The organism is Pseudorhizobium halotolerans (assembly GCF_902153235.2).
GTDB lineage: Bacteria > Pseudomonadota > Alphaproteobacteria > Rhizobiales > Rhizobiaceae > Neorhizobium > Neorhizobium flavum.
In genome coordinates this window covers 1,397,580-1,422,393 of the sequence record NZ_CABFWE030000005.1, presented here as the reverse complement: position 1 = coordinate 1,422,393, position 24,814 = coordinate 1,397,580, and the positions used below count along the sequence as shown (strand labels likewise).

General features: G+C 63.8%; 19 protein-coding genes. 5 read left to right on the top strand and 14 right to left on the bottom strand.

Going from position 1 to position 24,814, the window contains the following annotated elements; all coding sequences use genetic code 11:
• Nucleotide 1: 1 nt before the first annotated feature.
• From FN060_RS11930 to FN060_RS11885, 10 genes are all read right to left on the bottom strand, one after another.
• A complete protein-coding gene (locus tag FN060_RS11930) occupies nucleotides 2-1,420 on the bottom strand; it encodes a mannitol dehydrogenase family protein (RefSeq protein ID WP_425312165.1) in 1,419 nt (472 codons plus the stop codon).
• Nucleotides 1,420-2,616 carry a mannonate dehydratase gene (gene uxuA, locus FN060_RS11925; RefSeq protein WP_142588205.1) on the bottom strand — a complete coding sequence of 399 codons (1,197 nt, stop codon included), beginning with the start codon at nucleotides 2,614-2,616 and terminating at the stop codon, nucleotides 1,420-1,422. The genes FN060_RS11930 and uxuA overlap by 1 nt, the downstream gene beginning before the upstream one ends.
• 9 nt (nucleotides 2,617-2,625) lie before the next feature.
• A complete protein-coding gene (locus FN060_RS11920) occupies nucleotides 2,626-3,666 on the bottom strand; it encodes an L-idonate 5-dehydrogenase (protein ID WP_142588204.1) in 1,041 nt (346 codons plus the stop codon).
• A gap of 12 nt (nucleotides 3,667-3,678) precedes the next feature.
• Nucleotides 3,679-5,085, bottom strand: coding sequence for a TRAP transporter large permease (locus FN060_RS11915; RefSeq protein WP_142588203.1), 1,407 nt, complete (start codon nucleotides 5,083-5,085; stop codon nucleotides 3,679-3,681).
• Between the two features lie 3 nt (nucleotides 5,086-5,088).
• Entirely contained in the window at nucleotides 5,089-5,661 is a 573-nt protein-coding gene (locus FN060_RS11910) for a TRAP transporter small permease (protein WP_077547536.1), read from the bottom strand.
• 69 nt (nucleotides 5,662-5,730) lie between these two features.
• The gene (locus FN060_RS11905) at nucleotides 5,731-6,708 is read right to left on the bottom strand and encodes a sialic acid TRAP transporter substrate-binding protein SiaP (protein WP_142588202.1); all 978 of its coding nucleotides are present in this window, start codon (nucleotides 6,706-6,708) and stop codon (nucleotides 5,731-5,733) included.
• Between the two features lie 31 nt (nucleotides 6,709-6,739).
• Nucleotides 6,740-7,483, bottom strand: coding sequence for a FadR/GntR family transcriptional regulator (locus FN060_RS11900; RefSeq protein ID WP_142588201.1), 744 nt, complete (start codon nucleotides 7,481-7,483; stop codon nucleotides 6,740-6,742).
• Between the two features lie 156 nt (nucleotides 7,484-7,639).
• Nucleotides 7,640-8,572 carry a hypothetical protein gene (locus tag FN060_RS11895; protein WP_142588200.1) on the bottom strand — a complete coding sequence of 311 codons (933 nt, stop codon included), beginning with the start codon at nucleotides 8,570-8,572 and terminating at the stop codon, nucleotides 7,640-7,642.
• Nucleotides 8,573-8,640: 68 nt separating this feature from the next.
• Nucleotides 8,641-9,045 carry a hypothetical protein gene (locus tag FN060_RS11890; protein WP_142588199.1) on the bottom strand — a complete coding sequence of 135 codons (405 nt, stop codon included), beginning with the start codon at nucleotides 9,043-9,045 and terminating at the stop codon, nucleotides 8,641-8,643.
• Between the two features lie 723 nt (nucleotides 9,046-9,768).
• Nucleotides 9,769-10,383, bottom strand: a complete 615-nt coding sequence (locus tag FN060_RS11885; RefSeq protein ID WP_142588198.1) for an SOS response-associated peptidase — start codon at nucleotides 10,381-10,383, stop codon at nucleotides 9,769-9,771.
• A 505-nt stretch (nucleotides 10,384-10,888) separates the two neighbouring features.
• Between FN060_RS11885 and FN060_RS11880 the strand changes: the two genes are divergently transcribed.
• Complete coding sequence (locus tag FN060_RS11880; RefSeq protein WP_142588482.1) at nucleotides 10,889-11,173, top strand: GIY-YIG nuclease family protein; 285 nt, start codon at nucleotides 10,889-10,891, stop codon at nucleotides 11,171-11,173.
• Between the two features lie 191 nt (nucleotides 11,174-11,364).
• Complete coding sequence (locus FN060_RS11875; RefSeq protein WP_142588197.1) at nucleotides 11,365-12,117, top strand: hypothetical protein; 753 nt, start codon at nucleotides 11,365-11,367, stop codon at nucleotides 12,115-12,117.
• Nucleotides 12,118-12,134: 17 nt separating this feature from the next.
• Here FN060_RS11875 and FN060_RS11870 read toward each other — a convergent pair whose 3' ends face one another.
• The 3 genes from FN060_RS11870 to FN060_RS11860 form a co-directional block, all read right to left on the bottom strand.
• Complete coding sequence (locus tag FN060_RS11870) at nucleotides 12,135-14,351, bottom strand: FAD-dependent oxidoreductase (protein ID WP_142588196.1); 2,217 nt, start codon at nucleotides 14,349-14,351, stop codon at nucleotides 12,135-12,137.
• A gap of 423 nt (nucleotides 14,352-14,774) precedes the next feature.
• The gene (locus tag FN060_RS11865; protein ID WP_142588195.1) at nucleotides 14,775-15,983 is read right to left on the bottom strand and encodes an acetyl-CoA C-acetyltransferase; all 1,209 of its coding nucleotides are present in this window, start codon (nucleotides 15,981-15,983) and stop codon (nucleotides 14,775-14,777) included.
• Nucleotides 15,984-16,228: 245 nt separating this feature from the next.
• Nucleotides 16,229-18,022, bottom strand: a complete 1,794-nt coding sequence (locus FN060_RS11860) for an acyl-CoA dehydrogenase C-terminal domain-containing protein (protein WP_142588194.1) — start codon at nucleotides 18,020-18,022, stop codon at nucleotides 16,229-16,231.
• 314 nt (nucleotides 18,023-18,336) lie between these two features.
• On the opposite strand from FN060_RS11860, the gene FN060_RS11855 reads away from it, so the two are divergent.
• From FN060_RS11855 to FN060_RS11845, 3 genes are all read left to right on the top strand, one after another.
• Nucleotides 18,337-22,104 carry a peptidoglycan-binding protein gene (locus tag FN060_RS11855; RefSeq protein WP_142588193.1) on the top strand — a complete coding sequence of 1,256 codons (3,768 nt, stop codon included), beginning with the start codon at nucleotides 18,337-18,339 and terminating at the stop codon, nucleotides 22,102-22,104.
• A gap of 227 nt (nucleotides 22,105-22,331) precedes the next feature.
• Nucleotides 22,332-23,258 (top strand): sulfite exporter TauE/SafE family protein, encoded by a 927-nt coding sequence (locus tag FN060_RS11850; RefSeq protein WP_142588192.1) that lies wholly within the window; start codon nucleotides 22,332-22,334, stop codon nucleotides 23,256-23,258.
• Nucleotides 23,258-24,061, top strand: coding sequence for a TIGR02186 family protein (locus FN060_RS11845; protein ID WP_142588191.1), 804 nt, complete (start codon nucleotides 23,258-23,260; stop codon nucleotides 24,059-24,061). The genes FN060_RS11850 and FN060_RS11845 overlap by 1 nt, the downstream gene beginning before the upstream one ends.
• Nucleotides 24,062-24,064: 3 nt before the next feature.
• Here the strand turns inward: FN060_RS11845 and pdeM are convergent, their stop codons facing one another.
• Nucleotides 24,065-24,796: a ligase-associated DNA damage response endonuclease PdeM gene (pdeM, locus tag FN060_RS11840; protein ID WP_142588481.1), complete on the bottom strand. Its 732-nt coding sequence runs from the start codon at nucleotides 24,794-24,796 to the stop codon at nucleotides 24,065-24,067.
• Nucleotides 24,797-24,814: the final 18 nt, after the last annotated feature.

Genomic DNA, 24,814 nt, shown 5'->3' with positions numbered 1-24,814 from the left:
CCTAGAGCCGCCCCGCCTCGATCTCCGCCAGCTTCGCATTCACCAGGTTCCGCCAGCCACGATTGTCGATCAGCGCCTGCGGGAAGAGGCCGGGGAGCGCGAAGAAGGGTGCCGAGGCATCATCGCCCGCGGGCTCGGCTGCCGCGCGGCGCAGTTCCTCCCGCCGCGGATCGTCAATGTCCGGCGTCCGCTTGGCATAGGCGATCCAGAGTGCCGTCGCGAGTGCCGCCGTGTCGGCGTCCTCGCCTTCGGCAAGGGCCTCGGCCGTTCCCGCGAACAGCCGCTGCGGCAGCTTCTGGCTGCCGTCCATGGCAATCTGCTTCGTTCGGTGGGCGATCGTCGGGTTCTCGAAGCGCTCGATCAGCTGGTCGATGTATTTGTCGAGGTCGATGCCCGGCACCGGGTCCAGCGTCTTGCGGGCCGCCTGCATGTGCCGGCGTGCGAGGTCGCGACACTCCGGAACGGCCATGACGTCACGCACATACTCCAGCCCCTTCAGCTGGCCGAGGTAGGCGATCATGGAGTGGGCCCCGTTGAGGAGCCGCAGCTTCATCTTCTCGTAGGGCTCGACATCGTCGACGAAGAGCGCGCCGGCCTTGTCCCAGGCCGGATGACCGGCGATGAAGTGATCCTCGATCACCCACTGCATGAAAGGCTCGGTTTCGAGCGACAGCGCATCCTCGGCGCCCAGCAGACCGGCCGCCCGTGCCCGACCCTCGTCAGTCGCGGCCGGGACGATGCGATCGACCATGCTCGACGGAAAAGCGCCATGGCCGGAGATCCAGTTGGCAAGTGCCGGATCGCGAGCCCCGGCCATTTCGATCACCAGCCGGCGGACGATCCTGCCGTTGGTCGGCAGGTTGTCGCAGCAAAGAACGGTGTAAGGCTCCTGCCCGGCCGCATGACGGCGGGCAAGGCCCTCGACGATATAGCCGATGACGCCGACGGGCGCGGTCGGATTGGCGAGATCGGCCGCCACCGCCGGGTGGTTGCGATCCAGGCCGCCCGTTCTCGGGTCGAGCCCGTATGCTTTTTCCGTCACCGTGATCGTGACGATCTTGATCGCGGGATCGACGAGCAGCGCCAGAAGCTCCTCGCGGTCCTCCACCGCGGATATGCCTTTGACGATCGACCCGACCACCTGCACGCTTTCACCCGCACCGCTGCGGGTCACGACGGAATAGATATGGTCCTGCGCCTTGAGATCGCGAACGATATCGAGGGACCGTAGGCTGACGCCGACAATGGCCCAGTCACCCGGTTCCTTGGCCAGCGCCAGGTCGTTGTAAACCGCCTGGTGCGCGCGATGAAATGCACCGAGCCCGATATGCAGGATGCCGGGCTTCAGCGTCTTCGGATCGAAGGCGGGCTTGACGACGGATCCGGCGAGCGGCGTTGAGGCTGACAGTCTTTCCATGATCAGGACAATCCGTATCTGGAGTGGCTAAGCGCGCGTTCGATACCGCGCAGTTCGGCGAGGCCCTTCAGCCGGCCAATGGCAGGATAGCCGGGCTGGGCGCCGCGGGTGAGGTCGTCGAGAATTTCCTGGCCGTGGTCAGGACGCATCGGGATCTCGTGATCAGCGCGGCCTTCCGCCTGCCGGCGCTTTTCCTCCGCGAGCAGTTCGGCAACCACGGCCACCATATCGGTGTGGCCTTCGAGATGCTCGTCCTCGAAGAAGGAGCAAGGGGTAATCTCCTCGTCCCGGTGAACGTTGCGCAGGTGGACGAAGTGGATACGCGGGGCCAGCCGCTTCACCATCGCCGGCAGGTCGTTGTCTCCACGCGCCCCAAGCGAACCCGTGCAGAAGGTCACGCCGTTCGCGGGGCTGTCGACGGCTCGCAGCATGTGGAGGTAGTCTGACTCGGTGGAGAGGATACGCGGCAGGCCGAGCAGCGCCCATGGAGGATCGTCCGGATGGGCGCAGATGTTGATGCCGACCTTCTCGGCAACGGGCGTCACTTCCGACAGAAAGTCCACCAGATGCTGCTGCAGCTTTTCGCGGCTGATGCCGTCATAGGTCGCGAGATGGTCGCGCAGCTGCGGCAGCGTGTATCCGTCAGCCGAGCCCGGCAAGCCGGCTCCGACATTCTTCGAGAGCGCCTCCCGACGATCTTCCGGCATTTCTGCGAAGCGTCTTGCCGCTTGCTCGCGCAGGCCCTCATTATAATCCTCCGCCGCACCCGGACGCTCCAGCAGGTGGATGTCGAAGGCAACGAAGTCGATCAGGTCGAAACGCATCGCCCGTGCCCCATGGCGCGTCGGCCAGCGAAGATCGGTGCGGGTCCAGTCGAGCACCGGCATGAAATTGTAGCAGACGGTGCGGATGCCGCTGGCTGAGAGGCGGCGGAGCGTCTCCTGCCAGTTGGAAACATGCTCGCGCCAGTCGCCGGTCTGGGTCTTGATGCTTTCGGAAACCGGCACGCTCTCGACCACGTCCCAGAACAGGCCGCCCGCCTTGATCGCCTCATGGCGCTTGGCGATCTCCTCCACCGGCCAGACGTCCCCGGTCGGGATATGATGCAGAGCGCTGACGATGCCCTTGGCACCGGCCTGGGCCGCATCCTCCACGCTCACCTTGTCGACCGGGCCGAACCAACGCCACGTATGCCGCATGAAATATCCTCAGAAAAACGTCAGTTGAACCTTGCAGGCGGTGGCGCGATCGCCGGCCTGCTCGAACGCCTTTACCGCATCCGTGACGGGAAAGCTGTGGGAGATGATCGGCCGCACGTCGATTTCGCGGCGACCGATGAGGTCTGCTGCTCGGGCGAACTCCTGGTCGAACCGCTGCGTGCCGATCCAGTGCAGCTCCTTGCCGACCAGCGCATTCAGCGGCACCGTCACGTCGCCCGTCACGCCGACCTGGACGATGAGCCCACGCGGCCGGACAGTCGCAATCGCTGTGCGGATCGCAGGCGCCGCGGCGGAACATTCGAAGGCGACGTCGAACTGCCCCTTGTCCTGCTCGAAAGCAGAGAGGGCACCGGCATCCGTCGCCACGTTGATGGTCTGGCTGGCTCCCATTGCGGTCGCACGCTCCAGGGCGGCATCCGTCAGATCGGTCGCCACGATCTCGGCAGCACCCGCATGCCGCGCCGCAGCGATCGTCAGAACGCCGATCGGACCCGCACCAGTCACCAGCACCCGTTTGTCCTCGAGGTCACCGGCGCGCGCCACTGCATGCAGGCAGACCGCCAGCGGCTCGGCACAAGCCGCCTCACCCGCCGTCACCGTCTCGCCGACCGGCACGCACTGCATTGCCGGAACTACCAGCCAGTCACGGAACATGCCCTGGGCGTGCGGCAGCCGCATCGCGCTGCCCATGAACTGCATGTCGAGGCAATGGATCGGCAGGCCTTCGCGGCAGAAGCGGCAGTGCCCGCACGGCTGGCTCGGATTGACGGCGACGAGTTGGCCAACAGTCAGGCCAGAAACTCCCGATCCCAACGCCTCAACATAGCCCGCGGCCTCATGGCCTGGGATGATCGGCTCGCGCACCCGCACGGGGCCGAAACCGCCGTCCTGGTAGTAGTGCAGGTCCGAGCCGCAGATGCCGCCGGCCGCCATCTTGAGCAGTACCTGACCCTCGCCGGGTGCAGCGACGGACGCCTCCTCAACCTTGAGGTCCCGCTGGCCGTAGAGACGTGCGAACCGGGTCTGCATCGTGGAGGCTCCTTACCGCAGCAGACCAAGCTGGGTCGGCAGCCAGAGGGTGATTGCCGGTATGAAGGTGATCAGCAGCAGGGCGACGAAGAGCGGGATCATCCAAGGCAGGATCGCCATGGTGGTTCTCTCCACTGAAAGCTTAGATATTCGCGATAGCACGAAGAGCACCATGCCGACCGGCGGCGTCAGGAGACCGATCATCAGGTTCAGCGTGAAGATCAGGCCCATGTGCACCGGATCGATGCCGTAACGGGCAGCGATCGGCATGAGGATCGGCACGAGGATGCTGATCGCCGCGATGGTATCGAGGAAGGCGCCGACGATCAGCAGCAGGATGTTGACGATGATGAGGAAGGTCCACCAGCTGTCCGTCAGGGAGAACATGAAGTCGGAGAACAGCTGGGCCGCCTGACTGACCGTCAGGAGCCATGCGAAGATCGAGGCGGTGGTGACGATGAACAGCACGGAGGCCGTTGTCTCGATCGTGTCGAAGCTCGCCTTGGCGAGCGTTCGCAGCGTCATGGTGCGGTAGCGCACAAGGCCGAGGAAGAGCGACCACAGGACGGCGGCGACCGCGGCTTCCGTCGGCGTGAACCAGCCCATGGTCATGCCGCCGATCAAAAGAACGGGCGTCAGCAGCGCCATCACGGCGGAGAAATCGAAGTACCAGTCGAGCGCGACGAGCGCGACGAGCGCGATCAGCACGGCGATGTTGATGGAGAGACCCGCCAGCACCAGCAGGTAAACGGCGAGTGGGAAGCAGAAGACGATGACGATTTCAAGCGAGGCGGAGGCGAGCTTGCGCAGCTCGAACGGCGTATCGGAGCCCCAGCCCTTGCGGTAGGCAAAGATGAACACGGTCAGCATCATCAGCGCCGTCATGACGATACCCGGCAGGATGCCCGCCATGAACAGGGCTCCGATGGAGACATTCGCCATCATGCCGTAGATGACGAAGGGCAGCGACGGCGGGAAGATCGGACCGAGGGTTGCGGAGGCGGCAGTCACGCCGACGGCCGCCTCGACCGGGTAGCCGTGATCCTTCATCGCCTTGATCTCGATCGTCCCGATGCCGGCAGCATCCGCGAGCGCTGTACCCGACATGCCGGAGAAGACGACCGAGCCGATGATGTTGACCTGCGCCAGCCCGCCCTTCATCCAGCCGACCAGTGCCAGTGCAAAGGTGTAGATGCGGCCCGTGACGCCGGCGATGTTCATCAGGTTGCCGACAAGGATGAAGAAGGGCACGGCAATCAGCGGGAAGCTTTCGACGCCGGCGATCATCCGCTGCGCGGCAATGATGTCGGGCGCGACACCGTAAATGACGAGGTAAAGGAGAGAGGAGACACCGAGCGATACCGCAATCGGCGCGCCGACGATCATGAGGGCGAGAAAGGACCCGATGAGAAGCAGCACTGGTCAGACCCCCTGAATGCCGGTTTCGTTCGCCTTTTCGCGAACCGTCTTGTCGTTGATCATGTCCTTGACGAAGTTCTGCACCGCACGCGCCAGCATCAGCGCGAAGGCTGCGAATACCGTGTAGAAGACGTAGCCGCGCGGCAGGTTGACAGTCACCATGCGTTCATTGCCGACGATGGCGATATAGCGCCACATCAGCCAGGTCGTGTAGGCGAAGAAGCCGATGACGATGAGGTCGACCAGGAGCTCGAGCGCGCGGCCGGCCTTGTGTGGCAGGAAGCGGTAGAGAATGTCCACGGAGATGTGCCTGCACATGCGAACGCACATCACCGAGCCCAGAAAGACAAGGACGACGAGGCAGTTGGCGGCGATTTCCTCGGTCCATGCCAGGCTGTTGTTCAGGGCATAGCGGGTGAAGAACTGCAGGAAGACGGAGGCGGCCATGACCCAGAAGATGGCCATGTTGAACCAGTCCTCCAGTGCGTAAGGCGACAGGTCCACCGGACCCACCTCCTCCTCGAAGGCATGGGCCATTTCCTCGACGCTGATGGGAGCGTGCTTTTGTTCGTGCATCGGAGAACTCCGCCAATCTGGGATGCGGCGAGCGCCCGGCAGCGTGGCCGGGCGCTCCAGTTGCGTCGATTACTGGACTGCGCGGATGGCTTCCCAGTCGGCCTTGTCGTAGCCGAACTCCTCGAAGGTCACCTTTTCCATGACCGTCTTCTCGAAGTCGGACTTGTCGACTTCGGTCACCGTGATGCCGTCGGCCTTGAACTTCTCGACCAGCGCATTTTCACGCTCCTCGATGATCTTGGTGCTGCGCTCGGCGGCTTCCTGCATGACTTCGGTGAAGATCTGCTTGTCTTCGTCCGAGAGCTTCGACCACAGCATGCCGGAGACGACCGTGTTCAGGTGGTCGACGATATGGCCGGTGAGGACGATGTTCTTCTGGACTTCGTAGAACTTCTTCGCCTCGATCGTCGTCAGCGGGTTTTCCTGGGCCTCGACCGTGCCGTTCTGGAGAGCCAGGTAGACTTCCGCGAAGGCGATCGGGGTGGTGTTGGCGCCGCAGGCGCGCGGCATGGCGAGATAAGCCGGAACGTCAGGAACGCGGATCTTCAGGCCCTGCATGTCGGCGCACTTCTCGATCGGCTTGTTCGACGTCGTATGGCGTGTGCCGTAATAGGTGACGGCGGTGATGTGGTTGCCGCCGGATGCTTCCTCATACCCCTGAGCCAGCTTCTTGAAGACGTCGCTCTTGGTGTAGGCGATCAGGTGGCTCGGATCGCGGAAGATGTAGGGGAAGTAGGTGACGCCGATCGGCGGGTGCTCGCGCGACGCGAAGCTGGAGCCCGAGATGATGATATCGACGGTGCCGAGCTTGAGGCCCTGGTTGATATCGGCTTCCTTGCCGAGCTGCGAGGCCGGGAAGACGTCGATCTTGTAGCGGCCGTCGGTGCGCTTGGCGATCTCTTCCGCCGCCCAGACCGATTCCGTGTGGAACGGCTCGGAGGTCTCGTAGACATGCGCCCACTTGAGCGCAGTCTGGGCATGGGCTCCAAGCGCCGATACCAGGACCGCGGCAGTGGCGCCGAGGATGGTGGAGAGTTTCAATTTCATTTCATTTCCTCCCGGTTGAAGTCAAAGGTTGCTATTGGCCGCCCGCACGTCTCCATGCGGCGGGTATGACGCTGTCGGCCGGCTCCTCGCCGAAACTTTCCGACAGGCGGATCTGGGACTGGTCGAGATGGGCGCGCATGGCGGAACGCGCGGCTTGCGGGTCGCCGGCTGCGATAGCGTCGCGGATGGCGCGATGCTCTTCCATGGCCGCCTGCCAGGTCTTGGGGTTTTCGAAATAGCTCGCCAGCTTCTCGAAATAGGGCGTCAGGCGCAGGTCGTGGATGCTGCCGACGAAACGGTTGAGGGTGCCGTTGCCAATGATGCCGGCCACGGCGATGTGAAATTCGCGGTCGAGCTTCAGCGCCAGCGGGCGGTCGTCCAGGGCTGCGGCCATGGTGCCGAGGTTTTCGTCGAGAATCTCGATCTGGTCAGGCCGGGCCACGCGCGCCGCCTCCTCGGCAATGGCGCATTCGAGGATGGCGCGGGCGCGCAGCAGCTCGAAAGGACCTTCCGCTTCGCCGGCCGGATGGGGTTCGGCCGCCTGGCGAGGCGTGGCGACATAGACGCCGGAGCCCATACGGATATGGACGAAACCTTCGACCTCCAGCACGATCAGGGCTTCACGGACGGTGGGGCGGGAGACGGCAAGCAGTTCCGCGAGCTCGCGCTCGGCAGGCAGCTTGGAGCCGGGGGCGAACTTGCCCTGCTCGATCAGGCTGCGCATCTGGTCCGCGACCTGGCGATACAGCCGGCGCGATTCAATGACCGAAAACATCCATCCTCCCGACGCGCCCTCCTCGGCGCGTGACTGGTAAGCTGGCCTTACCAGTTGTGGAAGTCATATCTTGATGTCTGACAACCTGTCAATGGTATACCGTGGACGGAGCGGTGCGCAACGCAATTCCGGCTGGACCCGTACCAGGCACCCGCTCTACTCCGGCGCGAGGCGGGTGATGACGATGTGGGTGTCGCGGCGGAACGGGCCGGCGACAAGCCGGGCGTCGAAGGTGACCTCGCGCATCAGCCCCGGCGTCAGGTCGTAGATCGCCACGCCCCCTTCCAACGCCTCGACGCCCTGGGCCAGCGCTTCCGTGATCTGCCTGCCCAGATCCGCCTGCCCGGCACCCCTGGCGAGCGCGCGGCCAATCCCCTGGATCTCCCGGCCAAGGCTTTCCGACGCCGCCTTCGGATCGGAGGTGATCTTCCAGACGAACATCAGGTCTTCGGAACCTTCGAGACGGGCGCCATAGGATTGCAGCACGGCCCCCTTGACCGGATAGAAGGCGGGCAGGTCGAGGCCGGTAGCGGTGGTGGTCGAGCCGTCCCTGGCGAAGGCGCGCAGATAAGCGATGCCGGTGACCCAGAGCGGCCGCATCACTGCGGTGACGCCCTCCGGATCGAACATCGGCAGGATCTGCGGCATGGCCGCCGCCGTGCGGCCACCCAGGCCGGCGGAGCGTTCGCCGACGCGCTGCTTGATGCCGGCCCAGTCGACCACCACCGGCGGACCGGCCTCCAGCATCTGCAGATCGAAGCTCTCGCCCTCGATCGCGCTTGCGATCAGGTAATAGGGGTCCTCGGCCGAACCCTCTTGATCGACGACGTTGCGGAGGGTGAAGCGGCCCGCCAAAAGGTCCGGCGGCCGTTTGCCGGTAAGGCGGATGACCACTTCGTGCGACCAGCTGCGGCGGTCGGTCCGCCCGTCGAACACCTGCTCCTGCGAGAACTCGATCCGGTAGACGAGGTCTTCGCCGAGCGGCGGAAAGAAGCCGAGGCGCAATGTGTCCCCTGCCGCCGCCTGCGCGAAAGCTGCGCCGACCGATGCGACGAAAATGAAGAAGGCAATCAGCATTCGGCGCGACATGGGGCCACCTCACCTGCTTCCGCCCCGCAGCCTAGGGGAAGGACGGGTTTTCGGCAAGCAGGCGGCCGTCACGAGGCCTCCCCATCCCCCGCCGGCCGATTGGAGGCGCGGCCGTTGTATTTCGGGCCCTCATCCTCTTCCGGCGGGTAGCCGAGCGCGGCGGGAAAGGCGGCGAGCACTTCCGGCTGGCGGGCGCCGTTTGGGCCGACGCAGGGCGGGAAGGCATCGTGATAGTCCCGGTACTGCTTTTCCGACAGGAAACCGCGGCAGGCGCGGGCGCGGCGGCAGGCGGGGACGTCGCAGGTCTTCCAGTAGCCGAGATAGCTCGTGACGCGCTGGGTGAGCTTCTGCAATTCCCGCGACTTCTTTCGCGGAGGGAGCCTGTTGAACTCGCCGCGGGTATAGCCGGGCAGGTAGGGCTCGTTGTCGTACTCCCGCCAGAGGCGGAGCTTTTCTTCCTTGCTTTCGGCCATGGCCGATCCCCTTTCCGGGCACGGGTTCGCGTTCACGCGGGCTGCATGTTTTTTTTGATTGGTTGGAGAGCCCACACGGATGCGGAACCTCACTTTGGTTTTAGTCTGTGGCTCCGCATCCGCGTGGCCTTCGGCGTTCTTGTCGGGGTGTCCAGCCCCTACAGGTGATCGCCTCGTCTCTCTGCGTGGTTTTTGCTTCGCATGATCTTGTCCGAAAACCGCTTCACGCTTTTCGGGATCATGCGTTACTCCACCACTTGCACGGCTTTCCCGAACCGGACATGGCTGCCCGGGGGAGACTTGATAGGAGCGCGGCCTTGCCGGCCCGCTCCATGGCTTTCACCTCTTCCACCCTCCCCGCACGTTACGGCTTGAATGGAAGCGCCGGCCCCCGCCTGCCCGCGACCGTCTCGCGAAACACTCCGGCGACGGAGGCGGGGGTATTATGGGAGCGGGTCTTGGGGGCGGGGATGATGGTGCGAGAAATTTTTCCCTCACCTGCAAAATCTGGCACTTAGCCGTTGGCTAAGATGCTGATTTTGCTTCCTCTCCCACAAGGGGCGAGGAGGTGGTGGCACGATTTTTGGCGGCGGGGCGTTCACGTTGTTGGAGGGCGGAGCGGGCGCCTTCTCTCCCCTGGTGGGAGAGAAAGCAGTTTCGAAGCTTTAGCGCAGCTAAACTTCAGAAACTGCAAGTGAGGGGGTCCGTCGTTGGCCTCCCGCTTCAGTCACTCCCCGAGCGCACCTCTTCCACGGCGAGCGACCCGGCCGGCAGGGGGCGCAGCAACTCGGCTTCCGGTTTGGTGAGATGGAGCCAATGGCGCCAGTCCTCTGGCCGCAGCACCACCACCTGGCGGTCGTGGATGGGGGCGACGTCGGGGCCGGGGGCGGTGGTGAGCATGGTGAAGGCGGGAGGCTGGTTGCTCTTCTCCCCCTCGCCCGCAGCTTCACGCCAGAGCCCGGCGATGCAGAGGAAGGGGGCGTCCTTCAGCGTGAAGCGGTGCTTGGCCTTTGGGTATTTCTTGCCGGTGAACTCGAAGAAGGCGGAGGCCGGGATGAGGCAGCGGCGGCTTTGCGCAAAGCTGCGGCCTTCCGAGCGGAAGTTGAAAACCGGCCCGCCCTTTTTGCCCGGAGGTGGCGGAAAGCCGAAGCGCATGGGCGACAGCGCCACCACGCGCTGCCCTTCCGCCCGCATCCCCGGGGCGAGATCGCCGATGCGGATGTCATCCGCCCGGGGCAGGTCCGCGTCGCCCTGATGGGCGGGGGTGGCCAGGCCCTGCTCCTCCAGTGCGCGGAGATATTCGGCATAGCGGATGTGTTGTTCGTAGTCGTTGCACATGGGGGTGAGGTAGGGCGAAAGGTGGTGCGTGGGGAGAGGCGATGGCAGGAGGGACGACAAGGTGGTGGGCTTGTGTTTGGATCCTCGGGTCAAGCCCGAGGATGACGAAAGAGTAGGGGGTGCAAAGGGTGCCTCAAGAGAGAGCGGAGCAAGAGGTCGCAGAACGTGTAGCGTAAGGTGTCTGAGGCATGGCCTCGTGTTTGTCGGCCAGATACTCCGGAAGGGGATGGGCTGATCCGCGCGTTGCTAACGCGATCAGGAAGGAGAAGGTGCTGATGGGAGAAGGCGGCCGGTCGAAAGACCGGAGGTCCAACTCGTTGCTGACCCCTCAGGTGAGACGTGAGTGATCAGGTGAGACATGGGTGATCGTGCACCTCCACCGCAGACTTCTCTTGTGGCACCCTGGCCCTCACCCTCTTCGTTCGTCATCCTCGGGCTTGACCCGAGGATCCAAACCCAAGCCTGCCGCTTGACGAACACGCACCCGCCCGCTCATCCTGCACGCATGGCGGGATATGTCTACATCGTCACCAACCACAAGCACGGGACGCTCTATATCGGCGTCACCTCCGATCTCGCACGCCGCATCTACGAGCATCGCGAAGGACTGACGCCCGGCTTCACCTCCAAATACGGCCTGACGCAGCTTGTCTGGTACGAGGAGCACTGGGACATCCGCGACGCCATTCAGCGCGAGAAGACGATGAAGCAATGGTACCGCAAGTGGAAGATCGCGCTGATCGAGGAGCGGAACCCCGACTGGCGGGATCTGTATCTGGAGTTGTGGTGAGGGCTTGGGTTTGGATCCTTGGGTCAAGCCCGAGGATGACGAAGAGAGAGAGGAGCGAGGGGGCCCTTCCGGACTAAGAAGGAGTTGGAAGAGAAAGCAATCCAAATAGCTTATCAGTGCTGCGTAATCGTCTAGCTTGGCCGAGGATCCAACAGCCGCGTACATACCCTCTTTTCGATGAGGAACAAGCGATGCCACCTTATGTACTTTCCGCTACGGAATGGCTGAACAACAATCAGGGAATTTTAGCCCTCGCGCTATTTGCGATATCGGCAGCATATGGCTGGCTCAGCGGGATATTTTCTGGGCTCCGACGCAAGCCAAAGTTTCGCCTTCGAGTGATTGATGGTCCAACTTTTGTGACCGTCATGAGTACCCATGGGCAGCAAAACGGCTACGCCACACACAGGACAGCTATCTCAATTTATCTGAGGGTGACAAACATCGGGTCTGCACCTGCAGATATCGACAGTGTGTGCGTAGGATACCATTGGGCTCTGCGACCGTTTTCAAAACTCTGGCTAAAGTATTCACTCGGGTGGTTTTGGCTAGAGCAACAGGCAGTCGCCATCACCGACTTCCAGATACAGATTGGTACGAATACGAAATATTACCCGTTCCTAACTCAGGTCAGCGCTGTTTCCGGCGCTCGGTCTGAGACCTACCTAGACGTTGGGCGCTCGACGAACGGGGTCGTCTACTTCGAACAACCAGAAAGCTTCGGGGGCTGCTTTCCTCGTTCGGTTGGAGGAAAAGTGAGGCTAGCAATAAAGGTCACAGACAGCTTCGGTGGCCAGCATATCAAGAAGTTTTGGATTCCGCGCGTGACGCTGGCGGAAGCGCGGAAATTCAACCCGACCTTTGGTCTAACCTTGTCGACGCTCCGCGGAGATCGTGAACCCACGGAACCCGACACAGATAATCATGGCAACTTAATCCCGTAATAAAGAAGGAAGGCGGCCTAAGCCGCCCTCTCCACCTCCCCATACGGATCGAACCGTCCGTAGAAGGTCTCGCCCTTCGCCCCCATCTCCTTCAACAGCGGCGTCGGCTTGAAGTGGTCGCCGTAGTCGGCCGCGAGCTTTTCCGCCAGCGCAACAAAGGTCTTCACGCCCATGCCGTCGATGTAGGAGAGTGTGCCGCCGGTGTAAGGCGCAAAACCGAAGCCGAGGATGGAGCCGACATCGGCTTCACGCGGGTCCGTGACAATGCCTTCTTCCACCGTGCGGGCGGCTTCGAGCGCAATCGTCACCAGGAAGCGCTGCTTCAGGACGTTGACATTTACCTCCGAGGCCGGCTTCTGCGGGTAGAGGTCCTTCAGGCCCGGCCAGAGGAACTTCTTGGCAGGCTTGGCCGGATATTCGTAGAAGCCCTTGCCGTTCTTGCGGCCGCGGCGGTCGAGCACGTCGACCATCTTGTCGATGAGCGCCATGTGCTCCGGCTTCACCGAATTGGGGCCGAGATCGGCGATGGAGGCCTTCATGATCTTCTGGGAGAGATCGACGGCCACCTCGTCGTTGAGCGACAGCGGGCCGACCGGCATGCCGGCCATCTTGGCGGCATTCTCGATCATTGTCGCCGGCACGCCCTCGGCCAGCATGTCATAGGCCTCGTTGATGTAGCGGAAGACGCAGCGGTTGACGAAGAAGCCGCGGGTATCGTTGACGACGATCGGGGTCTTCTTGATCTTGCCGACGAAGTCCAGCGCCATGGCGAGCGCCTTGTCGCCCGACTTTTCGCCGAGAATGACTTCGGTCAGCATCATCTTTTCGACCGGCGAGAAGAAGTGGACGCCGATGAACTGCTCGGGACGCTTCGAATTCTCGGCAAGGCCGGTGATCGGCAGCGTCGAGGTGTTGGAGGCGAAGATCGCAGTTTCCGGGATGACGGCTTCCACCTGCTCGATGACGGCCTTCTTGACGGCGCGATCCTCGAAGACGGCCTCGACCACGAGGTCGACATCGGAGAGGGTTGCATAGTCAGGCGTCGGGGTGACGAGGGAGAGCAGCTTCTCGCCGTCTTCCTTCGTCATGCGGCCCTTGCCCACCTGGTCGGAGACCAGCTTCTCGGAATGCGCCTTGCCCTTGTTCGCGGCTTCCTGGTCGCGGTCGATGAGGACCACGGGGATGCCGGCGGCGGCCGTGACATAGGCGATCGATGCGCCCATGAAGCCCGCGCCGACGACGCCGACCTTCCTGATCTCCGTCTTCGGCACGCCAGCCGGGCGGCGGGCGCCCTTGCCGAGTTCCTGCATGGAGACGAAGAGCGAGCGGATCATCGAGAAGGCCTCGGTGGTCTGCAGGATCTGGGTGAAGTAGCGCTGCTCGACCTTCAAGGCGGTGTCGAAGGGCAGCTGCAGGCCCTCGTAGACGCATTTGAGGATGGCGAGCGCGCCCGGATAATTGCCGGCGGTCTCGCGGCGCAGGATGGCGGGTGCTGCCGGGAAGAGCTGGGCGGCTGCCGGCGTCCAGACGCCGCCGCCCGGCACCTTGAAGCCCTTCTCGTCCCAGGGGGCGACGGGCTTCAGGCCGTCCTTGATCATCTGCTTGGCGGCATTGATGAGTTCGGCAGGCTCGACCACCTGGTGGACGAGGCCCAGGGCCTTGGCGCGCTGGGCAGTCAAGGACTGGCCGGTGGTCATCATCTGCAGGGCGTCCTGGGCGTTGGCGAGGCGCGGCACGCGCTGGGTGCCGCCGGCACCCGGGAAAATGCCGACCTTGACCTCGGGAAGCGCGATCTTGACCGACTTGGCATTGGCGGCGACGCGGCCGTGGCAGGCGAGCGAGAGTTCAAATGCGCCGCCCATGCAGGTGCCGTTGATGGCCGAGACCCAGGGCTTGCCGTTGGTCTCGATCTTGCGCCACAGCCAGGACATGCGGCCGGCGGCATCGAAGAGCTTCTGGACAGCCGACTGCGGATCCTTCGCCTTTTCCTCGGCGAGCATGGAGAACATCGACTTGATCATGGTGAGATCGGCGCCGCCGGAGAAGGAGGATTTGCCGGAGGTGAAGACCACGCCCTTGACGGCCTCGTCGGCGACGGTCGCGTCGACGATCTTCTCGATCTCGTCCATCACCTCGACGGTGAAGACGTTCATGGATTTTTCCGGCATGTCCCAGGTGACGAGGGCGATGCCGTCTGCGTCGGTCTCGACGGTGAAGTTCGTGTATTGGGTCATTGCAACCTCCCTCAAACAACAATCATCGCACGCCATAGCGTACGGAAAAATGCAACCTGCCCCACAAGGCGTTCATAGTCATCTTGATGCCGAGGGTGCTGCCAACCTCGTTCAAGCATCTCGTCATATGCCTCACACCAGCCCCGATTGTACCACTCACTTAGAAACTGCTGATCGCGGCACCTGCCGCCTCTACAATCAGAGGCTCCCAAACGATACCACGCGTCCTCCCACCCTCTCTGGTAGGGTGATCTGTACTGCTTGGCATACCTATCGAAGAGAGCGTCTCGACTCCGGAAGATCATCTTAAGCTCTGAGGAACCGTCGGTGATCTCTCGGATCTCTCGTTCGCCTAGTCTCTTACCCTGTCTCTCTCGATACCAATCTCTTAGAGACTGCAGAATTCCTGCCATAGGAGGTGCGTCACACCCTCTCGATGATGGTGGCGGTGCCCATGCCGGCGCCGATGCAGAGCGTGACGAGCGCGGTGTTCAGGTCACGCCGCTCCAGTTCGTCGAGCACGGTGCCGAGGATCATGGCGCCGGTGGCGCCGAGCGGGTGGCCCATGGCAATCGCGCCGCCGTTGACGTTGATCTTGTCGTGGGGAATGTCGAAGGCCTGCATGTAGCGCAAAACGACGGCGGCGAAGGCCTCGTTCAGTTCGAAGAGGTCGATGTCGGCAAGCGACATGCCGGAGCGCTTCAGGAGCTTTTCCGTGACGTCGACCGGGCCGGTCAGCATCAGCGCCGGATCGGAACCGATATTGGTGAAGGCGCGGATGCGGGCGCGCGGCTTGACGCCGAGCGTTTCGCCGCCGGCCTTGGAGCCGAGGAGGACGGCTGCGGCGCCATCGACGATGCCCGACGAATTGCCGGCATGGTGGACATAGGTGATCTTCTCGACTTCCGGATGGGCCTGAACGCCGACGGCCTCGAAGCCGCCCATCTCGCCCGGCATCTGGAAGGAGGGGTTGAGGGAGGCCAGCGACTGCATGTCGGTCGACGGGCGCATGTGCTCGTCCCGGTCGAGGATGACGAGGCCGTTCTGGTCCTTCACCGGGATGACGGACTTGTTGAAGTAGCCCTTTTCCCAGGCATTCGCCGCGCGCTTCTGGCTCTCGACCGCGTAGCCATCGACGTCGTCGCGGGAGAAGCCGTACTTGGTGGCGATCAGGTCGGCCGAGACGCCCTGCGGCATGAAATAGGCCGGGAAGTTCACCGAGGGGTCCATGTACCAGGCACCGCCGGACATGCCCATGCCGACGCGCGACATGCTCTCCACGCCGCCGGCGATGACGATGTCATCGGAGCCTGCCGCGACCTTGCCGGCGGCGAAGTTGACGGCATCGAGGCCTGAGGCGCAGAAGCGGGAAATCTGCATGCCGGGGGCGGCGAAGGAATAGCCAGCCTCGAAGGCGGCAGCCTTGGGGATGACGGCGCCGGCATCCATGACCGGATCGACGCAGCCCATGATGATGTCGTCGACGGTGGACGTGTCGAGGCCGTTTCTGTCGCGGATCGCTTCCAGCGTCTTCGCCGCAAGGCGGACGGAGGGTACCTCGTGCAGCGATCCATCCTTCTTGCCGCGGCCGCGCGGCGTGCGGACGTGGTCGTAAATGAAGACTTCGGTCATGGTGTCATCTCCCTGGGTGGCAAGCTGCAAAGCACTCGCCGATCTAAACTCACGACCCCCTCACCAACAAAATCTAAGACTTAGCTGAAGCTAAGATCTTGATTTTGTAACCTCTCCCACAAGGGGAGAGGGCTGGGTGCCGAATTCGCCTCCTGGCATCTCTCCCCTTGTGGGAGAGAAAGCAATTTCGACATCTTAGCGCAGCTAAGTGTCAGAAATTGCAAGTGAGGGGGCTTGCATCTCTATTAGAACGCCTCCGCGGCCAGTTCCATCATGGTGTCGGCACCGGTTTCGATCCGGGCCTTGCGCAGCGCCGTTTCCGGCATGATGCGCTCCATGTAGAATTTAGCCGTGACAAGCTTGTTCTTCAGGTAGTCCTCGCGCGGATCGCCGGCGGCAAGTCCCGCCTGGGCGGCCTTTGCCATCTTCGCCCACATATAGCCGAGGGTGACGAGGCCGAAGAGGTGCATGTAGTCGGTCGAGCCGGCACCGGCATTGTCGGGCTTGGCCATGGCGTTCTGCATGAACCACATAGTCGAAGCCTGCAGGTCGTTAAGGCCCTTCTTGAGCGCCTTGGTGAACGGCGCCATCGCTTCGTCTGCGCGATTTTCCTCGCAGAAGTCGCCGATCTCCTTGAACATGGCCATGACGGCGCGACCGCCGTTCAGCGCCAGCTTGCGGCCAACGAGATCAAGCGCCTGGATGCCGTTGGCGCCCTCGTAGATCATCGCGATGCGGGCATCGCGGACATACTGGCTCATGCCCCATTCTTCGATATAGCCGTGGCCACCATAGACCTGCTGGGCCATGACCGCGTGGTCGAACCCCTTGTCGGTGAGCACGCCCTTCAGGATCGGCGTCGCGAGGCCGAGCAGGTCGTCGGCGTTCTGGCGTTCGGCAGCGTCTTCCGACCGGTGGGCGATGTCGGACTTCAGCGCCGTCCATAGCATGAAGGCTCGGCCCGCTTCGTTGAAGGCCTTGATGGTCATCAGCGTGCGGCGGATATCCGGATGGACGATGATCGGGTCGGCCTTCTTTTCCGGTGCCTTGGGGCCGGAAAGGGAGCGGCCCTGGATGCGCTCCCGTGCATAGGCGACGGCGTTCTGGTAGGCGGTCTCGGCGATCGACAGCCCCTGCAGGCCGACGCCGAGCCGGGCCTCGTTCATCATGACGAACATGGCCGCGAGACCCTTGTTCTCCGCGCCGATCAGATAGCCGGTCGCCTCGTCATAGTTCATCACGCAGGTGGAATTGCCGTGGATGCCCATCTTGTGCTCGATGGCGCCGCAGGTGACGGAGTTGCGTTCGCCGACGGAGCCGTCCTCGTTCACCATGAACTTCGGCACGATGAAGAGCGAGATACCCTTGGTGCCTTCCGGCGCGCCCTCGATGCGGGCGAGCACCAGATGGATGATATTGTCGGTCATGCCGTGTTCGCCGGCGGAGATGAAGATCTTCTGGCCGGAGATCTTGTAGCTGCCGTCGCCATTCGGGACGGCCTTGGTGCGCAGGAGCCCGAGGTCGGTGCCGCAATGGGGCTCGGTCAGGTTCATGGTGCCGGACCAGGTGCCCTCGACCATCTTCGGCAGGTAAGTCTGTTTCTGCGCGTCCGATCCGTGGACGAGGATTGCGGCAATCGCGCCCTGGGTGAGGCCCGGATACATCATCAGCGACATGTTGGCGGACGACATGTACTCGCCGACCGCGGCGTGCAGCGTGTAGGGCAGGCCTTGGCCGCCGAACTCTTCCGGCACAGCAAGCCCGATCCAGCCACCCTGGCAATACTGGTCATAGGCTTCCTTGAAACCCTTCGGCACAGTGACCGTACCATCGTCATGACGCGTGCAGCCTTCCTGGTCGCCGGAGAGGTTGAGCGGGAAGAGTGCTTCCTCCGCAACCTTCGCAGCTTCACCCAGGATCGCATCGACCATGTCGGGAGAGGCATCGGCGAAGCCCGGCAGGTTGCCGTAGCGCTCCAGGCCGAGAACGTCGTTCAGTACGAAAAGGGTATCGTTTACCGGAGCCTTGTAGACAGGCATGGTCGAGCTTCCTCCATAAACCTCGCACGGACATGAGGGTCCGCCATCATGTCTCCCACAAATAATTGACGTTTGCGTAAACGTCAAACAGCGCTCATCGGTTTTTTTTGATGCTCCGTCGCGCGGCCCTACACTGCCGGTCTTCCCGCGGCGAAGGCAAACGTAGCGCAAAGGTTAAAAAAGTCTGCCGGATTTAACGGCTTGTTTACCACGTTTGGCGAAATTGCACCTGGAGAAGGCCCGTTGGCAGCACCTGCGGCCGATCCATCAGAATTCCCGTCGCCAAGCCGGACAACCCTGGAACGAGCAGCGAAATGAACGGTTCACGATCGACACATCCCCTTCACGGAGACAGATCGTCGCTAGACGCGCTGAACAGGACCATTGAAGGGCTGGAGGCGCGGCTGGAAGGGCTCATGCAGACCCGGGACAAACCGCGTCAGTCGAGCGGCGACAAGGGCCATCCCGCCAGGGCGCCGCAGTTGCCGCAGACAACGGCCCATCGCGATCCCCTGCAGGAAATCCGCGAGCGGCAGCGAAGCCTTGCCGGAACGCGAATCCCGGAAAGTGACCGCCGCCCGGCACCGGAGCGCACATCACCGTCATTTCGCCCTCCGCTCGAGCCGCGCAGGCCCGCACCGCGACCGGGCGTAGCCGAAGCGGGCGCCACGCCGCGCTCCACCCCCATGCCCCAATCCGACGGTCATTCAGTGCATGAGGTGGTGGAAGCGATGGCCGCCCTCCGCAAGGAGATCAGGCAGGATGTCGCCCAGGAGATCGCGCGCGAGATCGGGGGGCTGCGATCGGAGATCGGCGGTCTTCGCACGAATTCCGGCCGCCCCCACATCGACGATGATGTCAGGGCGGACCTTGCGCGCCTCGCGGACGGAATAGACGCACTGGGTCACCGTGGCGGACCTGCGGCAGATGCGCTTCGTGACGAATACGAGCAGCTACTGGCGGCGGTCGATGGACTGGCGCGCGAGGAGACGGTGCGGCGGCTGGACAGCCGGTGGGACGGGCTGGAAGAGCGTCTCCTAGACCTCGACACCCACGCACTGCGCGAAGAACTCGTGGGCCTCGCCTATCGCATCGACGACATCAAGGGGCAGCTCGGCACCATGAGCGACAGCCCTGCGATCCGAGCGCTGGAGCAGAAGCTCGTCGCCGTAGCAACCGCAATGGAGCAACTCGGTTCGCGGATGCAGCCGAACGACGAGGCGTTGAACGAGCAGTTCGCCATTCTGGACGAGCGGCTGGACGAAATCAGCCGCGCAATTGCTGCAAGTGGCCGGGCCGCCTCCGCGCCGGCCATGGATCACGCGCTTCTCGAGCGGCTGGAAAACCGGCTCGGCTCACTGGCACAGCAGATCGACGCCATGGCCGTCGGTGCGAGACCCGATGCGACACGGCTCCTGTCCGAGCGGATCGAGGGACTGTCCGAACGGGTCGAACAACTGGCCGGCGATCAGGTCCTGCGCCTGGAGGAACGGCTGGACCAGCTTTCGCAGATGCTGACCCAGACTTCCAGGGGGCAGGATGCCGATCTGGCGGACTTCCTGGGCGAGATCTCGAGCAAGGTGGACCGTCTGGGGCAAGGGGTAGGAAGCCACGACCTTGTCGAGCGGCTGGACCGCCTGACGCAGCAGATCGAGGAGATCGACTACCACCGGGCGCATGGCCAGCACTCGCCAGATCCGGCGGCATTCGACCGGATCGAGGACAGGCTGAGCGGTATCGCCGCCAGACTGGACGAGGCGACGCTTGCGCCGGCTGGTGACAGCGCCGCGCTGCAAAACCTGGAGGCGCAAATCGCGCATCTGTCGACGCTGATCAGCCAGCCGGGAAGCCATGCGGGTGCGATGCCCGAGATGGACAATCGGGTGACCCAGCTCGAGAACTATCTGGCGACGAACGACGAATATATTCTCGAAGCAGCAAGGCAGGCCGCAGAAGCCGTGCTCGAGAGCTTTTCCCGGCAGGGCCATGGCCCGGCCAATCCCGTCGACATGAGTGCCGTGGCCGCCCTTGCCGAGGACCTTCGCCATCTGGAAGAACTGACCCGCAGCAGCGAGGAGCGCTCCCAGCACACGCTCAACGCGCTTCACAGCACCCTGGTGCAGATTGCCGACCGGCTCGATACGATGGAGGATCGCTTCGCGCAGCCTCTTCTGCAACACCCGGCAACAGAGAAATGGCAGCAAGAGCCGAATGCGGCGCCCCGCATGCAATTTGCGGCTCCCGAGGCGACATCCCGTGCAGAGGCGCCGCGCGAAGCGGACCGGTTTCACGCCGACCTGTTGAACTCGCTGGTCAGCAGCACGGCCCATACTGCCCCTGCCGCCTCCCGGCCGCCGGTCCTCGATGAAGACGCAGCGGCAGCCGACGCAAGGGTGGACGAGTCGACCATTTCCCCCGAGGCGCCCGTCGCCGTGAGAGAGCCGGGTGAGGTGGGAAAAGGCGGGCTCCTGAACAAGATCACCAAGCGGCTGCGGCCCGGCCAGAAGGCGGCTGCCGCGACCCCCGGACGGACCGTCGTCGATCCCACACCCCCGCTCGCGCCGGTAGACCTATTGCCGGCCGAACAGCAGAACGAGCCTCTGGAGCCAGGCTCCGGCGCGCCGGACGTCCGCAAGATCCTTGAGCGGGTTCGCGCCAGCCAGGCGGCAGCCGCCGGACGGGGTCCGGTGACGGAGTCGGATCGCGCCGATTTCATTGCTGCGGCCCGCCGTGCAGCCAAGGCTGCAGCCCTGGAGACCGACCCGGCCACGGGCGGCGCCGACAGGGTCTCGTCCTCCGGAAAGAGCGGGGCCGGCAAGGCCTCTGCAAGCGCACTGGCCCGGCATCGCCGGCCGATCATGATGGCGGTGGGCGCGGTCCTGCTGGTGCTGATGACCGTGCCGCTGGTCAGAACGTTGACCGGCGGGGGCGAGGTTCTCCCGCCGCCGCCCGCACCGATGGAAGCACCCGCCACCGACGCTGCGCCCGCAGCGACCGAGGGCGCGGCGGAGACGGCCGCTGTGGCCGAAGCAGAGCCGGAGCTGAACGCCGCCGCTGCCGTTCCGCTTGCTGCTGTTGAGGAACCGCCGGCCGAGGACGCGGCTGCTGACATGGGCACGGCCGCGGACACGACAGAGGAGGTAGCTTCCGATGCGGCCGCGGAACCAGAGGCGACCGCCACTGACCCGGTGGAGATTGTAGCGGCTGAAGAGGCAGCGCCTCGTATCGTGGTACCTGCCTCGATCGGCCCGAAGCCGCTGGCGGAGGCGGCCGAGTCGGGCGATCCGCTCGCCCTTTTCGAAATCGGCGCTCGCTACACCGATGGCCGCGGCGTCGCAACGGATCTCTCCGAGGCTGCGAACTGGTACAAGCTGGCGTCCGACAAGGGCTTTGCTCCGGCACAGTACCGGCTGGCAAACCTCTTCGAAAAAGGGACGGGCGTCACCCGCGACGTCGACAAGGCGATCACCTACTACCGGCAGGCAGCCGAGGCAGGCAATGCCAGCGCCATGCACAATCTTGCTGTTCTCCATGCCTCGGGCGCAACGGGCGAGCCTGACTATGTGAAGGCCGTGGACTGGTTCAAGAAGGCTGCCGACCTCGGCGTTTCCGATAGCCAGTTCAACCTTGCCATTCTTTATGCCCGTGGCAATGGCGCACCGCAGGATCTGGTCCAGTCCTACAAGTGGTTCGCGATAGCCGCGAAGGGCGGCGATCAGGATGCCGCCCAGAAGCGCGACGAGGTGGCCAAGGCGATGCGTCAGGACCAGGTCCAGGCCGCGCGTGCTGCTGCCGACAGCTGGAAGGCGCAGCCCCTGAAGGCGGAGGCCAACGAGGTTACGCTTCCCGACGGCTGGACCAACGGAACGCCGTTGACCACCGGCTCCGTCGATGTGGAAAAGGCGATCCTCAACATCCAGGCCATCCTCAACAAGAGCGGCTTCGACGCCGGGACGCCGGACGGCAAGATGGGGCCGAAGACGACGGAAGCGATCAAGGCATTCCAGACGTCCGTGGGACAGGAGCCGACGGGCAAGGTGAATGACGCGCTGGTGAAGGAACTTCTGAAGCGCAACGCATGAGCTGCCGGCGCTCCCCGCGCCGCCAGTGTTAATCACGATGCCACAAAAAGGCGGGAATGGCGGCATATCCCGGCCGCCTTCCGTTGACTAGGCAAGGTATCGGGCGCAAGACAGAAGCTTCCGGAACCTGCCGTCGAGCAGGGCCATTTCCCGGCACTGGCGCGGAATTGCATCCGTCTGGCGGAACCGCTCCCTTGCCGCGGCGCCATCGTGTTTGAGGTTCGGCCGTGACCGTCTATCTGCCGATCGCAGAGCTTTCTGTGAACATCTTCATCATCCTGGGGATGGGTGCGGCCGTCGGCTTCCTTTCGGGCATGTTCGGCGTCGGCGGCGGCTTCCTCATCACGCCGCTCTTGATCTTCTACAACATTCCGCCCGTGGTCGCGGTCGCGACCGGCGCCAACCAAGTCGTCGCATCTTCGATATCGGGCGCGATCACCCACTTCCGGCGAGGCACGCTGGACGTCAAGCTCGGCACCGTGCTGCTGGTGGGTGGCCTTGCCGGTGCAACGGTCGGCATATCCATCTTCTCGTGGCTCAGGCGCCTTGGCCAGCTGGACCTGTTCGTCTCGCTTCTCTACGTGATCCTGCTCGGCACCGTCGGAAGCCTGATGCTGAGCGAGAGCGTGCGCGCGATGCGGCGGACGGCGCGCAACGAGCCACCGCTCGCAAAGCGGCCCGGCCAGCACATCTGGGTGCATCGCCTGCCCTTCAAGATGCGCTTCAAGAAGTCGAAGATCTATCTCAGCGCCATCCCGGTGCTCGCGCTCGGCTTCGCGATCGGCGTACTGACCTCGATCATGGGTGTCGGCGGCGGCTTCATCATGGTGCCGGCGATGATCTATCTCCTGCGCATCCCGACCAGCGTAGTCGTCGGGACGTCGCTGTTCCAGATCATCTTCGTCACCGCCTTCACGACCATGGTACAGGCGGCGACGAACTATTCGGTCGACATCGTGCTCGCGACGATCCTGATGGTCGCAGGCGTCATAGGCGCCCAATACGGGGTGCGGGTCGGGCAGAAGCTGCGCGGCGAGCAATTGCGTGCCCTGCTTGCGCTCCTCGTGCTCGCCGTCGGCATCCGCCTGGCGATTGCCCTCGTCGTTCCGCCCGACGATGTGTACTCGGTCGCGGTCGGGAGCTTCGCCTACTGATGCTGACCTTCCTGCGCCTGATTGCCGTCTCCAGCCTGATCCTCGCCGCCGCGCCGGCCGTCGCGCAGGTTCCCTTCGGAGAGGCCTCCGCCGTCAAGGAGGGGCTGGAGATCGGGACGTCGACGAGCGAGATCGCCATCACCTCCGACTTCCGGGGAGCGGACCTGACCGTCTTCGGGGCGCTGACCAATGCCGACGAACTGTTCCTGGCGATCGGCCAGTACGACGTGATCGTCACGCTCGAAGGCCCGCGGGACTACGCCACGGTGCGAAGGAAGGAGCGCGTCCTCGGCATTTGGATGAACACCGATTCCATGACCTTCGAGCAGGTGCCGGAATCCTATTCCCTTGCCAGCACGCGCGAGATCGACGCGATCGACGAGGCGCCTTCGCTCAACAGCATCGGCGTGGGGATCAACCACCTGGCGCTGACGCCGACCGGCTATCTGGGCAACGCCGTCAATCTCTCCGAATTCCGCGAGGCCTACCGGCGGCTCAAGCTTTCCAGCGGCCTTTACCAGCGCGACACGAGCGGCGTGCGCTTCGTCAGTTCCAGCCTGTTCCGCGCCTCGTTGCGGTTGCCTGCCAACGTTCCGGATGGCGTCCACACCGTCCGGGCCTACCTCTTCAAGGGCGGCGAACTGATCTTCGATCGCGAACTGCCACTGCGGGTGGTCAAGACGGGCATCGAGCAGGCGATCACGGACGCGGCGCGCAATCGCCCGATCGCCTACGGTTTCCTCTGCGTGCTGATTGCTGTCATCACCGGCTGGGGCGCAAGCCTGATCTTCCGCAAGGAGTGAGGATCAGCCGAGAAGATTGGCATAGCGAACGGAGTAGATGCGGTCGCGGCCGAGCAGGTGGGCGACGAGCGCCTGGCGGTCGAACAGGCCGTGCATCGCTTTGTGGTTCAGATCGAGCCCGCCGGCCAATACACCGAAAGCAGGCATCAGCAGGCGCAGGCCATCGGTCGCGAAACAGGGGCGGCGGACGTATTTCTCGCGGCGACGGACGGTAGCCGACGGGTGCAGGTGGCCGGCGATCTCACCCCTGCCGGCGGTAAGGCTGGGTTCGTGGCGGAAGACGAGCCCGCCATAGAGTAGCTCGTCAACAGAGGTGCCCGGAAGACCGGTCGTGCCGCCCGGGTCGTGATTGCCGTTGATCCAGATCCAGTCCCGGCCTTGGGCCATCGCGCCGATCAGCCCCCTCAGATCGTCCGGAAGATGGGCCGATCCCTTGCGATCGTGAAAGTTGTCGCCGAGCGATATCACCGTCCTCGGATCATAGCGGGCGATCACGGCCGCGAGGATATTGAGCGTGGCGACCGTGTCGTAAGGCGGCAGCATCATGCCGCGGCGTGCGAAGGCCGCGCCCTTCTCGAGATGCAGGTCGGAGACCACCAGCGCGCCCACCTCCGGCAGGTAAAGCGCGCCCAGCGGATCGCAGACCGCTGCCACGCCATGGACTATGGTCTCTTCCGATCCGGCCCCTTGGCCCGTCAACGTTGCTGTGCGGGCGGCAAGCCCGAGGCGGTGCATCAAGCGTCTGTCTTTCCA

Excerpts from the sequence above, each read along its gene's own strand:
- FN060_RS11855 (WP_142588193.1), top strand. The coding sequence starts at position 18,337 with ATGAACGGTTCACGATCGACACATCCCCTTCACGGAGACAGATCGTCG.
- uxuA (WP_142588205.1), bottom strand. The coding sequence starts at position 2,616 with ATGCGGCATACGTGGCGTTGGTTCGGCCCGGTCGACAAGGTGAGCGTG.
- FN060_RS11920 (WP_142588204.1), bottom strand. The coding sequence starts at position 3,666 with ATGCAGACCCGGTTCGCACGTCTCTACGGCCAGCGGGACCTCAAGGTT.
- FN060_RS11910 (WP_077547536.1), bottom strand. The coding sequence starts at position 5,661 with ATGCACGAACAAAAGCACGCTCCCATCAGCGTCGAGGAAATGGCCCAT.
- FN060_RS11895 (WP_142588200.1), bottom strand. The coding sequence starts at position 8,572 with ATGTCGCGCCGAATGCTGATTGCCTTCTTCATTTTCGTCGCATCGGTC.
- FN060_RS11865 (WP_142588195.1), bottom strand. The coding sequence starts at position 15,983 with ATGACCGAAGTCTTCATTTACGACCACGTCCGCACGCCGCGCGGCCGC.
- FN060_RS11880 (WP_142588482.1), top strand. The coding sequence starts at position 10,889 with ATGGCGGGATATGTCTACATCGTCACCAACCACAAGCACGGGACGCTC.
- FN060_RS11875 (WP_142588197.1), top strand. The coding sequence starts at position 11,365 with ATGCCACCTTATGTACTTTCCGCTACGGAATGGCTGAACAACAATCAG.
- FN060_RS11860 (WP_142588194.1), bottom strand. The coding sequence starts at position 18,022 with ATGCCTGTCTACAAGGCTCCGGTAAACGATACCCTTTTCGTACTGAAC.
- FN060_RS11885 (WP_142588198.1), bottom strand. The coding sequence starts at position 10,383 with ATGTGCAACGACTACGAACAACACATCCGCTATGCCGAATATCTCCGC.
- FN060_RS11905 (WP_142588202.1), bottom strand. The coding sequence starts at position 6,708 with ATGAAATTGAAACTCTCCACCATCCTCGGCGCCACTGCCGCGGTCCTG.
- pdeM (WP_142588481.1), bottom strand. The coding sequence starts at position 24,796 with ATGCACCGCCTCGGGCTTGCCGCCCGCACAGCAACGTTGACGGGCCAA.
- FN060_RS11845 (WP_142588191.1), top strand. The coding sequence starts at position 23,258 with ATGCTGACCTTCCTGCGCCTGATTGCCGTCTCCAGCCTGATCCTCGCC.
- FN060_RS11890 (WP_142588199.1), bottom strand. The coding sequence starts at position 9,045 with ATGGCCGAAAGCAAGGAAGAAAAGCTCCGCCTCTGGCGGGAGTACGAC.
- FN060_RS11900 (WP_142588201.1), bottom strand. The coding sequence starts at position 7,483 with ATGTTTTCGGTCATTGAATCGCGCCGGCTGTATCGCCAGGTCGCGGAC.
- FN060_RS11870 (WP_142588196.1), bottom strand. The coding sequence starts at position 14,351 with ATGACCCAATACACGAACTTCACCGTCGAGACCGACGCAGACGGCATC.